The sequence below is a fragment of the Pseudomonas sp. FG36 genome, assembly GCF_057809275.1.
Genome location: NZ_JBMDJQ010000014.1, coordinates 56,913 through 70,398, shown reverse-complemented (window position 1 = coordinate 70,398; position 13,486 = coordinate 56,913). Strand labels below are relative to the sequence as shown.

Sequence of the window (13,486 nt, the reverse complement as noted above, 5' to 3'; positions counted from 1 at the left end):
GCTGCCGGGTCCTTGACGACTACACGCCTCAAATGACCGACAGCAACAAAAATCATGCCAGCCTACACCTTGTCATCAAACAACAGGCTGCCGGCTTCGCTGAGGCTTTGTGCCAGCTTCAGCGCGGTTTCCGACGGGAGTTGGCGGATCACATCACCGGATTCGGTGGCGATCACCTTGACCACTACCCGGCCGGTGGAATCATCGATTGAAAAATCCAGCTTGCGCTGGCTCGATTGGACGAAATCACGGATATCGCCAACCGCCTTCTCCAGGTCTTCGCGGGTGTGCGGCTTGTCATCGGCAGCCACGGTTTCCGGCACCTTGGCAGGCACCAGCGGATCCTTGGCAGCCGCCACTGCCTGAGGCAGCACCGGAGGATACACCTGGTTCAGCTTGACACTCATGTCCATGCTTCGAACTCCTCATGTCAAAAAAGCGAAAGGGCACGTAAACGCGCCCTTCCACCTCTTACTCAGGCGCCTGAATTACTGAAGCAGTTTCAGGACCGAGGAAGGCAGCTGGTTAGCCTGCGACAGGATCGCAGTCGAAGCCTGCTGCAGGGTCTGCTGCTTGGTCAGCTCTGCAGTTTCCGAAGCGAAGTCAACGTCCTGCACGGTGGAACGGGCAGCGGTGGAGTTCTTCTGGATGTTCTGCAGGTTGTCGACGGTGGTGGTCAGACGGTTCTGGGTAGCACCCAGGCCCGAACGGACGCTGTCGATCGAACCGATGGCCTTGTCGATGACGGCCAGGGCGTTCTGGGCCTTGGTGGCGTCGGTGACGTCGGTGTTGGCGATGGTGGTCTTGACCGACGAAGCGTCGGTACCGGCGTCGAACAGGCCGGTAACACCAGCGCCGCTCAGAGCGTAGCCCTTGGCCGAGTCCAGGTTCACAGCGCCAGTGGCGATCAGGCCGTCAGCCAGAGCGACGCCAGCACCGTAGGTGCCCGAGCCGTCCTTGGTTGCAACAGTGATGGTACCGGCAGCGGTGGAGTTGGCGAACGAGATGTTCTCGCCGGTGTCGGACTTGACCGACAGGGTGCCTTTGGCTTCGTCGTAGTTGACGCTGATGCCCAGTTTGGCAGCGTTCGACTTCAGCTGGTCAGCCAGGTTGGCGGTGTCTTTGACGCCGACGAACTTGGTGGTCTGGCCGCCAACGGTCATGTCGAAGGTAGCAGGAGCGGTAGCAGCACCGGCGCCGACAACGAACTGAGCTTCGGTGCTGGCGGTAGCGCTCAGGCCACCAATGGAACCGTTCAGCTGGCTGGCGATGGTCTTGGCGGAAGCGCCAGCGGCAACAGTGACGGAAGCGGTCTGGCCGTTACCAGTAATGGCGATGGCGCCGCCGGCAACACCAGTGGTGCTTGGGGCAACGCCCAGGCTCTTGATCTGCTGGGAACCGATGTTGCTGGCAGCAACGTTTTCCAGGGTCAGGTTGATGGTTTCGTTGGCGTTGGCGCCGACCTGGATGGCCTTGGTGCCGTAGGAACCGTCCAGCAGCTTCTGGCCACCAAAGGTGGTGGTGGTGGAGATACGGTTCAGTTCGGCGGTCAGAGCCTGGTATTCGTCGTTGTTCGACTTACGGTCGTCGGCGCTCAGGGAGCCAGTGGCCGAGGACAGAGCCAGGGTACGCATTTTTTGCAGGATGTCGGTCGAAGCCTGCATCGCGCCTTCGGCGGTCTGGGCGATCGAGATACCGTCGTTGGCGTTCTTGACTGCCTGGCCCAGGCCGTTGATCTGGCTGGTCAGACGGTTGGCGATCTGCAGGCCGGCAGCGTCGTCTTTGGCGCTGTTGATGCGCAGGCCGGAAGACAGGCGCTGCATCGAAGTGGTCTGGGCGGTGCTGGCCTTGTTCAGGTTAACCTGAGTAGTAACCGAAGCAATGTTGGTGTTTACAGTTAAAGCCATGACGAAATCCTCGTTGGATGGGTACTGCGGCTTCCGGCCCTGGCATCCGCCGGGTATGGCCTAGAGAACCTTCGTAATGGTTATCGTCGTCTGCGTGGGTTGCTTGAGGGCATTTTCGAAAAAAAAATGCCATCACCCCGCCACCCCTATGAAATCAGGGGTTTATCGATTTGGCGGCGGACGATCATGGCCTGCCGTGCAGCCCAACGCGACTCACCCCCACAGTAACCATCCCACCTTCCGAGCATAAAAAAAACGCCTGACGGGGTACGCCAGGCGTTTTTTTGATACCACATCGACTCAGTCGCGATAGAGAATCGCCGAACCCCACGACAGTCCAACACCGAAACCACTGATGGCCACACGCTGCCAGCTGCTGTCGAACATATGCTTCTGCAGCAGCAACGGCACGCTGGACGACACGGTATTGCCGGTCTCGAGCATATCCTTGACGAACTTCTCCGGATGCTGCTCCTCGAAGCGTCGCGCCACGGCATCGACGATCGCCGCGCTGCCCTGGTGGATGCAGAACGCATCGATATCCGCGGACTGCAGGTTGCTGGCCGCCAGCAATTCATGCAGGTGCGCCGGCACCTTGACCAGCGCGAAGTTGAATACCTGGCGACCGTTCATGAAGAAAGTGCCATCGCTGACCTTCAGGTGCTCGGCACCCGAGCCATCGGTACCGAAACGCGCCTCGCCCAACTGCCATACGGCATCTTCACCCATCCAGGTGGCGGTGGCGGCATCACCGAACAGCATGGTGGTATTGCGGTCTTCCGGATCGACGATCTTCGAATACGGATCGGCGGTGATCAGCAAGCCGTTCTTCAGCCCGGCCGCCTGCATGAAGCCCTTGATGGCGTACAGGCCGTAGACATAGCCGGAGCAGCCCAGCGACACGTCAAAGGCCGCCACGCGGGTCGACAGGCCCAATTTGTTCTGCACGATCGCCGCCGTGTGCGGCAGCCCTTCTTCGTCACCGTTCTGGGTGACCACGATCAACACATCGATCGACTGCGGATCCAGCTCCGGGTTGTTGGCGAACAACGCACGGGCCGCCTCCACGCACAGGTCGGAGGTCTCCTGCTCCTCGGCCTTGCGCGGCAGGAAGGAGGCGCCGATCTTGCCGAACATGAACTCTTCGTCCTTGCCGAACTTCGCACCCTGGACGTAGTTGTCCAGGCCAGCGGTGGGCACGTAACTCGCGATGCTTTTGATGCCAATCATTCTGGCTTCCCAATGAAAACAGCCAAAGACCGCCACTCGATGGATTGAGGGCGCCAACTACCGGGACGAGGGCAACAGGCCTTGGCCAGGCCGACATCTGGCCTGCCCTTCTGCGCACCGGTAACAAAATGCTGCAGCAGCTGCCGCATAGAATACAGGGAAGATGCACGATTTGACTCATTAGTCACAGTCAATTCTCGCCAGACACCTTTCAAAGCAGGCGGCCAGACACGAAAAAGCCCCGGCAGCGAAGCGCTGGCCGGGGCTTTTTGGTAGAGCGCAATCAGAGCTTGTTGAACAGACTCAGCTGCGAGATACGCGAGAAGGCCAGCTGCGAAGCTTCGAGCATGGCCTGCTGCAGGGTCAGCATGATCGACGCTTCGGCCATGTCGGTGTTGCCGATGGCGTCCTGGGTGATCTTGTTGGCCGTGGTCAGGCTGGTGTTTTCCTGACGCTGGATATCGATCGAATTGCCTCGCGCACCAATGGAGCCACGGGTGATATCCACCTGCTCGCGAGCACTGGCGAGGTTGGCGACCGCCGAGGCAACGGCGTTCTTGATCGCGTTGTTGTTGCCGTCATTGCCAGGCGGCGCATCCAGCGCGGAACGCAGCTGGCTGAGGGTTTCCAGCACGCTCTGGTTCTGGTGGTTGTTGGCATTGATGGCGAACTGGTCACCCGCCTGCGGCGCACCGGATACCTGGTAGGTCACCCCTGCCACCGTCAACGCCGGCGCGGTGAAGGTACCGCTGGCCACCGGCTTGCTGTCTGCGGTCAATGGCTGGGCATAGAACTCGTAGGTGTTCGCCCCGGTGAACTTGATCACCGCGCCATTGCTCGGGAAGGTGCTGCTGTAGGCAGCCTGGTCGGTCACGGCGCTGCCAGTCACCTGCGCGCTCGACGGGTTGCCGGCGCCACGCACGGTGGTCAGCGAATCGGGACGGGCCTGCACACTGAACTCACGACCGGCGAAGACAGCATTGGCATCATCGCCTTCTTTCAGCGATGCAGTGACTTCGAATTCGACGCCACGCAAGGCGATGCGGTTACTGCCCTCGGTCTTGCTGTCGAAAGTGCCATTGGTCGCTGTTTCGGCGGTGATGTCGTTGCCCAGGGCATCGGTCACCGTGTACTGGGTGGCGCTGGTGAAGGTGATCTTGTACGGCTGGCCAGCGGTAAAGCTGCTGTTGAACGTGTTGTTCGAGGTCATCAGCCCCGGCGACAGCGCAACCTTGCCATCATCGACCGCCGGCGCCACCAGGGTGGACTCGGTACGGCTCTTGTTCTTGGCCGAATCGAAGATGCTGAAACCGGTGTCGTTGGTCGCCAGGCTCAGGGTGTCGGACACCTGCAGGCTCAGCTGGGTCTGGTCGCCCTGGTAGCTGTAGCTGCCATCGGCATTGCGCACATAGGGTGGCGACGAAGTCTTGGTGCCACCAAACATGTAGTCGCCGTTGGCATCGCGCGAATTGAGCAGGCCGAAGATATTGGCCTCGATCTCTTTCAGCTCGCTGCTGATGGACACGCGATCGGCATCGCTGACCCCGGCGCCACCGGCGCGGATGGCCAGCTCGCTGGCACGCTGCATGGCATCGTTGATGGTGGACAACACGCTCTCTTCCTGCAGCAGCGAGTTGTTCACCGTGGTCATGTTGCCGTCGTACTGCTTGAGCAGCGCTTGCTGCTGTTGCAACAGCAACAGACGCGCGGCGCCGACTGGATCATCGGCAGCGGTCTGGATGCGCACACCGGTGTCGATCTGCGTCTTGCTCTTCATCAGGTCAGCGAAGTTCTTGGTGTAGCTACTGGCGCTCGACTCATAGAACTGAGCGGTGGAAATACGCACGATGGCTACTCCTTAAAGGGCGTTGATCAGAATGCTGAAGGTTTCCTGCGCCGCCTTGATGATCTGCGACGAAGCGGTGTAGTAATGCTGGAACTTGATCAGGTTGGCCGCCTCATCGTCCAGGTTGACACCGGAAACCCCGTTGCGGCTATCCTTGGCCGCATTGAGCACGGCCGTGGTCGCAACGGTATCGATTTTGGCCTGATTGGCCTTGGCGCCGACGCGCTCGACCAGCGAGGCATAGGAGGATGTAAAGCTGGTACCGCCGCCGGAGTTCATGCCGACCGTGGATTTGGTCTGCAGGCCCAGCAGCGCCTGGGCGTTGCGGTTGTCGGACTTGCCGTCGGCATTGAAGCCGAAGCTGAAGCTGTCATTGGCGGCCGGACTGCCGCCCACCGAGGTCTCGACACTGAATTTACGCGGATTGCCGCTACCATCGAGGATTGGCGCACCGGCGGCATCACGCATTGGCACGTTGATGGTCAGCTTGTTGTCCTGGCCGGGCACGATGGTGCCGGTGCCGATGGAGTTGCCTTTGGCATCGAACAGTTCATAAGCCTGCGTACCACCACTGGCCGCCTGGAACACCATGCGCACCGGCATCGAGTGCTTGATCGAATCCTGGATCAGCGCAGTGTCGGCGCCACCGTAGATGTTCAGGTTGGCACCGAGATTCGGCGGGGTGATGGTGCCGGAACCTTTATTGCCGCTGCCGACGATGCCATTGATCGGGCCAGCGAACGCCAGCTTGTTGGCATCGGTGAGCACGGTATTGATCGAACCCGCCGCCGTGCGGGTCGGGCTGACCTTGAAGCTGTCGCCAGCCGCCAGAGCGCCCCCCTGGAGTTTGAGGGTGAAGCCGTCGATCACCGGCGGCGGCGTGGTGGTCAGGTCGAAGTTGCCCATGTCGGTGCCGTCGGAGCGGCGCACGCTGTACTGATTGGGGCCGGTGAACTTGACTTCGTAATCGTAGGTGGTGAGCGCGCCACTGTTGGCGATGGTCACATCCAGATTGCCGGAGCCGGCGCTGTTGCCAGCAGCCGCCAGGCTGCGCTGGCTGACCGCCATGGCGCTGTTGATGCTGGAGAACAGCGCGCTGCCGAACTGCCCGTTGGCATCCAGGCCCTGCCCCAACTGGCTGTTGATGCTGTCCGCCACCACCAGGGCCACGCGGCCCAGCTCATTCATCGACGGATTGAGCACGTCCTGGCGATAGCGCAGCAGGCCACCCATCTGCCCGCCGGTGACCACCGAGGTGACGTCGGAGGAGAAGGTCGGGTAGTTGATCTGCAGGCTGTACTGGCTGTTGTCCGTGGCGCTCGGCACCGCGCTCAGGGTGTTGGCGCGGTTGCCGGTAACCAGCGACTGGCCATTGCCCAGGTACACGTCGTAGTTGCCGTCGCGCTGCTGCACGGTGACGCCGACCAGCTCATTGAGCTGGCGGACCGCTTCGCTGCGCGCATCCAGCAGGTTGTTCGGCGAAGCGCCGGACGCCGACAGCTGAGTGATCTGCTTGTTGAGGTCGGCGATGCTCGAGGTCAGCTTGTTGACCTGGCCCGACAGCGTGTCCAGCTGGCTGTTGATGCTGTCGTTCTGCTTGTTCATCTCGCTGGAGATGGCGTTGAAGCGGTTGCTCAGGGTTTGCGCCTGGGTCAGCAGCAGTTGGCGCGAGGCGACGTCACTAGGCTTGGCCGAAGCGGTCTGCAGCGCCGAGAAGAAAGCGGTCAGCACCGAGCTGATGCCCGTGCTGCTCTCGGCCAGCAGTTTGTCGATACCCGTGATCTGATCCTGGAACGCCGCCGCGTCGGTGTTGAGCGAGGTAGCGGTCTGCAGTTGATTGTCCAGGTAGGCGTTGTAGATGCGGCGCACATCCTGCAACGTAGTGCCGGTACCGACGAAGCCGACGCCGATATTGTGCGAGGCGCCGGTGCCCTGGATGACCTGCTGCCGCGAATAGCCGGAGACCGCCGCGTTGGCGATGTTGTTACCGGTGATGGACAGCGCGGTCTGGCTGGCATTCAGGCCGGAAAGCCCGATCGAGATCAGAGACATGCTTCAATCCTTATAGATTCGTGTTAGTGCCGGCCATGGCGTATTCCTGGGTTGGCCGCAGCTGCCGGGCAATGCTGATGATCTTGCGGGCGTAGTCCGGATCGGTCGCATAGCCTGCCTTCTGCAGCTCTCTTGCAAACTGTTCCGGGTTATCGGCGGCACCGACGGCATCTTTATAGCGGTTGTTGTTCTGCAACAGGCTGACCAGGTCGTGGAAGCTGTCTTGGTAGGAGTCGTACGAACGGAAGGCCGCCGTCTCCTTGACGAACTGACCGCCACGGAACTCGCTGGTGATCGCCCGCGCCTCGCCACCCTGCCAGTTGCCGGTAGCCTTGATGCCGAACAGGTTGTGGCTGCTGCTGCCGTCGGGGTTGCGCATGACCGACTTACCCCAACCGGTTTCCAGCGCCGCCTGGGCCACCAGGTAACGCGGATCGATGCCGATGCGCTTGGCCGCCTGCTCGGCCATCGGCAGCATTGTGGCGACGAAGGCATCACCGTTGCTGAACGCCTTGTTCGGCGCCAGCGGCGGCTGAGCCACGGCCCGGCCGAGAATACGCATGCCCTCACGCGGCGCAGCGAATGTCTGTGCCGGCTGCCAGTCGCCCCGGGCAACGCCGGCGAGCGAAGGGGCATTAAGCGCCGTGTCATTGCCATTTGCGCCAGCAACGGCGGCGGGCGGCACGATACCGGCCAGCAAACGGTCGGTCAGCTTGCTCGGCAGCGCCAGGCGACGCGAGTTCAGCGCCGCCACATCATTGCGCCCGGTCACAGACTGTTCGACGCGCGCCGGGTTGACCATGCGGCTGCCCCACAACGCCGGGGCAGCAACGTCGGTTCGTGGGAACGGACTGGTGTTGACGCTACCCTTGTTCTTGCTCAACTGGCGCACCAACACATCCTGCAGACCGATACCACCACCCTGGCGGGACATGCTCACCGCCATCTGCTGGTCGTACATGTCACGGTACTGCTTGACCGTGTCGCTGTTCATCGGGCTGTCTTCGTCGGCCATCACATCGGTGGCCTTGCGCGATGCCTTGAGCATTTCGCTGACAAACAGCGATTCGAATTCCTGGGCGACCTTGCGGATATTGCCCTCACTGTCGCGATCGCCATGCTTGAGCGAGCTCAGGCGATTGAGGTCGGTAAAGGCACCACTGTCGGCGCTACCGGAAATCAGGCTTTTCGTATTCATCCCCGGCGTCCTCAGATCACGATCAGGTCGGCCTGCAACGCGCCGGCCTGCTTCAGGGCTTCAAGGATCGCCATCAGGTCGCTCGGCGCCGCACCCACCTGGTTCACCGCGCGAACGATTTCATCCAGCGTGGTACCCGGGCCGAACTTGAACATCGGCTTGGCTTCCTGCTCGGCGTTGACCCGCGAGCGCGGCACCACGGCGGTCTGGCCATTGGAGAACGGGCCCGGCTGGCTGACGATCGGGTCTTCGGTGATGGTCACGGTCAGGCTGCCGTGGGTCACCGCTGCCGGCGAGACCTTGACGTTCTGGCCGATAACGATGGTGCCGGTGCGCGAGTTGATGATGACTTTGGCCACGGCCTGGCCCGGGTCGATCTCGAGGTTCTCGAGAATGGACAGGTAATCCACGCGCTGGCTCGGGTCCATCGGCGCGGTAACCCGCACCGAGCCGCCATCAATCGCCTGCGCCACGCCTGGCCCCAGCAGTTCGTTGACCTTGTCGACAATGCGCTTGGCAGTGGTGAAGTCCGGGCGATTGAGGTTCAGGGTGAGGCTGTTGCCCTGGTTGAAACCACTCGGCACCGCCCGCTCGACCGAAGCGCCACCTGGAATGCGCCCGGCGGACGGGACGTTGACGGTGATCTTCGAGCCATCACGACCTTCGGCGTCGAAACCACCGACCACCAGGTTGCCCTGGGCGATGGCGTAGACGTTGCCGTCGATACCCTTGAGCGGCGTCATCAACAGGCTGCCGCCGCGCAGGCTCTTGGAGTTGCCGATCGACGACACGGTGATGTCGACCACCTGGCCAGGCTTGGCGAAGGCCGGCAGGTCGGCATGCACCGACACCGCGGCAACGTTCTTCAACTGCACGTTGCCCGAACCTGGCGGCACCTTGATACCGAACTGCGACAACATGTTGTTGAAGGTCTGCAGGGTGAACGGAGTCTGGGTGGTCTGGTCACCGGTACCGTTCAGGCCCACCACCAGACCGTAGCCGATCAGCTGGTTGGCACGCACGCCGGAAATGCTGGCGATATCCTTCAGGCGCTCGGCGTGGGCACCGAAGGCACAGGACAGAAGCAGAGTCGCGGCAATCAACCGCCTAGCGTTGAACATGGTCATCCGTACTCAGAAAGGCCAGAGCGGGCTGATGAAGAAACGGTCCAGCCAACCAGGCTGGCTGGCATCGGCGAACGAGCCGGTGCCCGAATAGGTGATGCGCGCGTCGGCCACACGGGTGGACGGCACGGTGTTGTCGGTGGCGATATCGTCGGCCCGCACCAGGCCGGCGATGCGTACCAGCTCCTCGCCGGTATTCAGGGTCATCCACTTCTCGCCACGCACCGCGATGATGCCGTTGGGCAGCACTTCGGCCACGGTGACAGTGATCGAACCGGTCAGGGTGTTGCCCTGGGTCGCCTTGCTGTCACCCTTGGTGGAGCGGTCACCGCTGTAACCGGCCTCGAGGGTAAGGTCGCCGCTGCCCAGCGGATTGTTGGTGTTGGGCACGGTACCGAACAGCGAAGTCAGGCCGAGGTTGGCCTTGCTGTTCTTCTGGATCTGCGAGCCAGCATTCTTGCTCGCCGAGGTACGCTCGTTGAGGGTGATGGTGATGATGTCGCCAACCCGGAACGCCTTGCGGTCGGTGTACAGGCCCTGCTCGAAACCGGCCTGGTAGATCGAACCGTTGTTGGCCGCCGCCGGCAACGGGGTGCGCGGCAGGACCGGCGCATAGTACGGATCGTTGGGCTTGGGCGGCGGCGCGACGCAACCGGCCAACGATACCGCCCCCCCCAGGGCGAACACGGACAACAGACGTTTCATGACTCTTACCTCTAGGCAAAACAGGCGCTGCAACAGCGAGCGGATGGTCAGCGGCCCGCACCCGGCGGGCCGCCACGGCTTACAGCTGCTGGGTGACGAACGACAGCATCTTGTCGGCGGCGGAGATGACCTTGGAGTTCATCTCGTAGGCGCGCTGGGTGGTGATCATGTTCACCAGCTCTTCGACGGTGCTGACGTTGGAGGCTTCCAGGGTCTGTTGCTGGGTGGTGCCAAAGCCGTTCAGGCCCGGCGTGCCAATTTGCGGCGCGCCGCTGGCGGCGGTCTCAAGGAACAGGTTGCCGCCGATGGCCTGCAGGCCGGCCGGGTTGATGAAGTCGGCGGTTTGGATATTGCCGATGACCTGCGCGGCCGGGTTGCCGGCGGTAGTGATCGAGACGGTGCCGTCCCGGCCGACAGTGAAGGTCTGCGCATCTGGCGGCACGACGATGGCCGGCTCCAGGGCGAAGCCGTTGGCGGTGACGATCTGGCCGTCGGAGTTCAGGTGGAAGGTACCGTCACGGGTGTACGAAACGGTGCCGTCAGGTTGCAGGATCTGGAAGAAACCGCGACCGTCGACCGCCATGTCCAGCGGGTTCTCGGTAGTCTGCAGGCTGCCGGCGGTGAAGCTCTTCTGGGTGCCGACGATGCGCACACCGGTACCGACCTGCAGGCCCGAAGGCAGCTCGCTGTCCTGGGTCGATTGCGCACCAGGCTGGCGTTTGATCTGGTACAAAAGATCCTGGAACTCGGCGCGATCACGCTTGAAGCCGGTGGTCGAGACGTTGGCCAGGTTGTTGGAGATGACCGCGAGGTTGGTGTCCTGGGCGGACAGGCCGGTTTTAGCGACCCAAAGAGCCGGAAGCATTTAGTGTTCTCCTCGTGCGCCTGTTTTACGGCACCCGTTCAAATGTAGTTAGCCGATTTGCAAAACCCGAGCCATGGCTTCATCGCCTTCCTTGGCCGCGTTCATCATCTTGATGTGCAGTTCGAACTGACGCGACAGCGCCAGCACCGAGGTCATTTCCTCGACGGCGTTGACGTTGCTCGATTCCAGGAAGCCCGAGACCAGGCGGACGTTGACGTCGGCGTCGGCTGGCTGGCCGCTGGCGGTGTGGATCATGCCATCCAGCCCCTTGGTCATACCCTTGATATCCGGATTGACCAGCTTGATCCGGTCGACCTCGGCCATCACTCGCGGATCCTCGCCCATGGCGCGGATGCTGATGGTGCCATCGTCGCCGACCTCGACCTTCTGCTCGGGCGGAATCGCGATCGGGCCACCATTGCCGATGACAGGCATGCCGTTGCCGGCACGCAGCACGCCCAGGGCGTCAATGTTCAGGCTGCCAGTGCGCACATAGGCTTCGCTGCCATCGGGCGCCTGCACGGCGATGAAGCCCTTGCCGGCAACCGCCACGTCCAGTTCGCGACCGGTCTCGACCAGCGCACCTTCACTGAAGTCGGTAGCCGGACGCTCGGTCATGGCAAAGGCACGTGCCGGAAAGCTGTCGCCAAACACCGGCATCGAACGGGCCTGCTCCAGGTCGCGCTGGAAGCCATTGGTGGAAACGTTCGCCAGGTTGTTGGCATGGGCCTTTTGCGCCAGCGCGTTCTGGCTGGCACCGGTCATGGCCACATAAAGCATCTTGTCCACAGCATCTCCTCTACGCGAACCTTGCCGCGCTGTCGTTGGCAAGGGCAAAGCAATTATCGAACCAACATTACAAAGCCCCGCAACACGGGGCTTTCAGGGCATCCTACGGCGGTTGGCGTCAGTTTATCGGCGAATACTTGCCGCAGGCGGCAAACCCACGTCAGTCGTCACGACAGGCGCCGTTACGGTAGGGGCCAGAATGACGCTTCCAGCCCTCACCCGGATCGTTGGCCGAGCACATGTAGCGCCCGGTCGCCAGGCTTTGCCACTGATACCAGGGCGCCGGCGCGGCCCCCAGCGACAGCGCCACCAGCAACGTACCGGTCACGACCACGAACACCGACAACTTCTTCATGACATCACTCTCCGCACTGCCAGATGTGAAAAAGCCCCTGCGGGCAGGGGCTTTTTCACGCCACGATCATCAGGTCATCTGAATGATGGTCTGCATGATGGTGCTTTCGGTGGAAATGGTCTTGGCGTTGGCCTGGTAGTTGCTCTGCGCCTTGATCAGGTTGACCAGCTCACCGGTCAGGTCGACGTTGGAGTCTTCCAGGGAGCTGCCGGCGATACGGCCCAGGGTGCCGGTGTCCGGCTCGCCGATGATCGGCACGCCCGAAGCGTAGGACTCTTTCCAGGCAGTGGCGCCGACCGGGGTCAGACCCTGCAGGTTGGCGAAGTTGGCGACCACCACCTGACCGATGACCTTGTTCTGGCCGTTGGTGAAGTTGGCAAACATGTTGCCGCTCTGATCCACGGTCAGGCCGGCCAGCTCACCGGTGGCATAACCATCCTGGTCCTTGGCGGTGGTGGCCGAAGCTGCGTTGTACTGAGTGGTGGCCAGCATATCCAGGGTCACACCACCGGTACGCGCGGTGGCGCCATTGCCGACCCAGGTACCCGCCGCGTTTTTCTCGGCAGGCACCCAGCCGGTCAGCTGGAAGGTCTTGTCCGCGGCGATGGTCAGGCCACCGGTGACCGCACCGGCAGTCATGGCCGCGGTGTCGAGCTTGCCGCCCGAGGTGAACGGCAGCTTGTTCGCCAGCGGCGTGGTCAGCGCCGGGTTGGCAGGGTTGCGACCATCGATGGTGGTGTACATGGTCCAGGAGTTGGTGCCGGCATCCTTGACGAAGTACTGGTTCATCTGGTGTTCGTTACCCTGGCTGTCATAGACCGGGGTGTTGAAGGTGTAGTTGTAGCTTTTGACATTGGTCGGGTCGAACGGCGCAACCGAAGGCGCGGCGTCACTGGAGTTCAGATTGACGGTTTCAGAGATACGACCGGTCGGCTTCGGCGACAGGTTCGAGGTATCGATCTTCAGGTTGGTCAGCGAGCCCTGGATGACCTTGCCGTTCTCATCCACCGGATAGCCTTGCAGGTTGGCGCCGTTGGCGTTGACGACATATCCTTCCTTGTCGCTGTAGAAGGCACCGGAGCGGGTGTAGATACGCGAACCGTTGTCGTTCAGGGCGAAGAAGCCGTTGCCGTCAATGGCCATGTCCAGCGCCTGGCCGGTGCCGTTGATGTTGCCCGGGTTGAACATCTGCGAGACCGCCATGGTCTTCACACCGCTGCCCACCTGGGTCTTGCCGCCGGCGGTGCCGCGGATGGACTGCGAATACTGGTCGCCGAACTCGGCGCGCGACGCCTTGAAACCGCTGGTGGCAACGTTGGCAATGTTGTTGCCGGTAACGTTCAGTGCCTTGTTCGCCGCATAGAGACCGCTAAGGCCGATATTGAAAGACATGTACTCGCTCCTTGTGCCGATTC

General features: G+C 62.0%; 12 protein-coding genes. All 12 read right to left on the bottom strand.

The window, feature by feature from the left end; genetic code table 11:
* Nucleotides 1-62: 62 nt before the first annotated feature.
* The 12 genes from ACODS9_RS13255 to flgE all read right to left on the bottom strand — a co-directional run bounded on the left by ACODS9_RS13255 (nt 63) and on the right by flgE (nt 13,463).
* Nucleotides 63-413: a flagellar protein FlaG gene (locus ACODS9_RS13255; protein ID WP_489094021.1), complete on the bottom strand. Its 351-nt coding sequence runs from the start codon at nt 411-413 to the stop codon at nt 63-65.
* 75 nt (nt 414-488) lie between these two features.
* The gene (locus ACODS9_RS13250) at nt 489-1,907 is read right to left on the bottom strand and encodes a flagellin N-terminal helical domain-containing protein (protein ID WP_489094020.1); all 1,419 of its coding nucleotides are present in this window, start codon (nt 1,905-1,907) and stop codon (nt 489-491) included.
* 300 nt (nt 1,908-2,207) lie between these two features.
* Nucleotides 2,208-3,137 carry a ketoacyl-ACP synthase III gene (locus ACODS9_RS13245; protein ID WP_489094019.1) on the bottom strand — a complete coding sequence of 310 codons (930 nt, stop codon included), beginning with the start codon at nt 3,135-3,137 and terminating at the stop codon, nt 2,208-2,210.
* Between the two features lie 283 nt (nt 3,138-3,420).
* Nucleotides 3,421-4,983 (bottom strand): flagellar hook-associated protein 3, encoded by a 1,563-nt coding sequence (locus ACODS9_RS13240; RefSeq protein WP_489094018.1) that lies wholly within the window; start codon nt 4,981-4,983, stop codon nt 3,421-3,423.
* A gap of 12 nt (nt 4,984-4,995) precedes the next feature.
* Nucleotides 4,996-7,035 (bottom strand): flagellar hook-associated protein FlgK, encoded by a 2,040-nt coding sequence (flgK, locus tag ACODS9_RS13235; RefSeq protein WP_367858254.1) that lies wholly within the window; start codon nt 7,033-7,035, stop codon nt 4,996-4,998.
* 10 nt (nt 7,036-7,045) lie between these two features.
* The gene (flgJ, locus tag ACODS9_RS13230) at nt 7,046-8,233 is read right to left on the bottom strand and encodes a flagellar assembly peptidoglycan hydrolase FlgJ (protein ID WP_401106113.1); all 1,188 of its coding nucleotides are present in this window, start codon (nt 8,231-8,233) and stop codon (nt 7,046-7,048) included.
* A gap of 11 nt (nt 8,234-8,244) precedes the next feature.
* The gene (locus ACODS9_RS13225; protein ID WP_104445339.1) at nt 8,245-9,354 is read right to left on the bottom strand and encodes a flagellar basal body P-ring protein FlgI; all 1,110 of its coding nucleotides are present in this window, start codon (nt 9,352-9,354) and stop codon (nt 8,245-8,247) included.
* 12 nt (nt 9,355-9,366) lie between these two features.
* Nucleotides 9,367-10,062 carry a flagellar basal body L-ring protein FlgH gene (gene flgH / locus ACODS9_RS13220; RefSeq protein ID WP_110702406.1) on the bottom strand — a complete coding sequence of 232 codons (696 nt, stop codon included), beginning with the start codon at nt 10,060-10,062 and terminating at the stop codon, nt 9,367-9,369.
* Nucleotides 10,063-10,141: 79 nt separating this feature from the next.
* Entirely contained in the window at nt 10,142-10,927 is a 786-nt protein-coding gene (flgG, locus tag ACODS9_RS13215) for a flagellar basal-body rod protein FlgG (RefSeq protein ID WP_038706564.1), read from the bottom strand.
* Between the two features lie 48 nt (nt 10,928-10,975).
* Complete coding sequence (locus ACODS9_RS13210; RefSeq protein ID WP_023629796.1) at nt 10,976-11,716, bottom strand: flagellar basal body rod protein FlgF; 741 nt, start codon at nt 11,714-11,716, stop codon at nt 10,976-10,978.
* A 160-nt stretch (nt 11,717-11,876) separates the two neighbouring features.
* Entirely contained in the window at nt 11,877-12,071 is a 195-nt protein-coding gene (locus ACODS9_RS13205) for a hypothetical protein (RefSeq protein WP_401106116.1), read from the bottom strand.
* Between the two features lie 69 nt (nt 12,072-12,140).
* The gene (gene flgE, locus ACODS9_RS13200) at nt 12,141-13,463 is read right to left on the bottom strand and encodes a flagellar hook protein FlgE (RefSeq protein WP_367858251.1); all 1,323 of its coding nucleotides are present in this window, start codon (nt 13,461-13,463) and stop codon (nt 12,141-12,143) included.
* Between the last annotated feature and the right edge of the window lie 23 nt (nt 13,464-13,486).

Excerpts from the sequence above, each read along its gene's own strand:
- ACODS9_RS13255 (WP_489094021.1), bottom strand. The coding sequence starts at position 413 with ATGGACATGAGTGTCAAGCTGAACCAGGTGTATCCTCCGGTGCTGCCT.
- ACODS9_RS13250 (WP_489094020.1), bottom strand. The coding sequence starts at position 1,907 with ATGGCTTTAACTGTAAACACCAACATTGCTTCGGTTACTACTCAGGTT.
- ACODS9_RS13245 (WP_489094019.1), bottom strand. The coding sequence starts at position 3,137 with ATGATTGGCATCAAAAGCATCGCGAGTTACGTGCCCACCGCTGGCCTG.
- flgK (WP_367858254.1), bottom strand. The coding sequence starts at position 7,035 with ATGTCTCTGATCTCGATCGGGCTTTCCGGCCTGAATGCCAGCCAGACC.
- flgJ (WP_401106113.1), bottom strand. The coding sequence starts at position 8,233 with ATGAATACGAAAAGCCTGATTTCCGGTAGCGCCGACAGTGGTGCCTTT.
- ACODS9_RS13225 (WP_104445339.1), bottom strand. The coding sequence starts at position 9,354 with ATGTTCAACGCTAGGCGGTTGATTGCCGCGACTCTGCTTCTGTCCTGT.
- flgH (WP_110702406.1), bottom strand. The coding sequence starts at position 10,062 with ATGAAACGTCTGTTGTCCGTGTTCGCCCTGGGGGGGGCGGTATCGTTG.
- flgG (WP_038706564.1), bottom strand. The coding sequence starts at position 10,927 with ATGCTTCCGGCTCTTTGGGTCGCTAAAACCGGCCTGTCCGCCCAGGAC.
- ACODS9_RS13205 (WP_401106116.1), bottom strand. The coding sequence starts at position 12,071 with ATGAAGAAGTTGTCGGTGTTCGTGGTCGTGACCGGTACGTTGCTGGTG.
- flgE (WP_367858251.1), bottom strand. The coding sequence starts at position 13,463 with ATGTCTTTCAATATCGGCCTTAGCGGTCTCTATGCGGCGAACAAGGCA.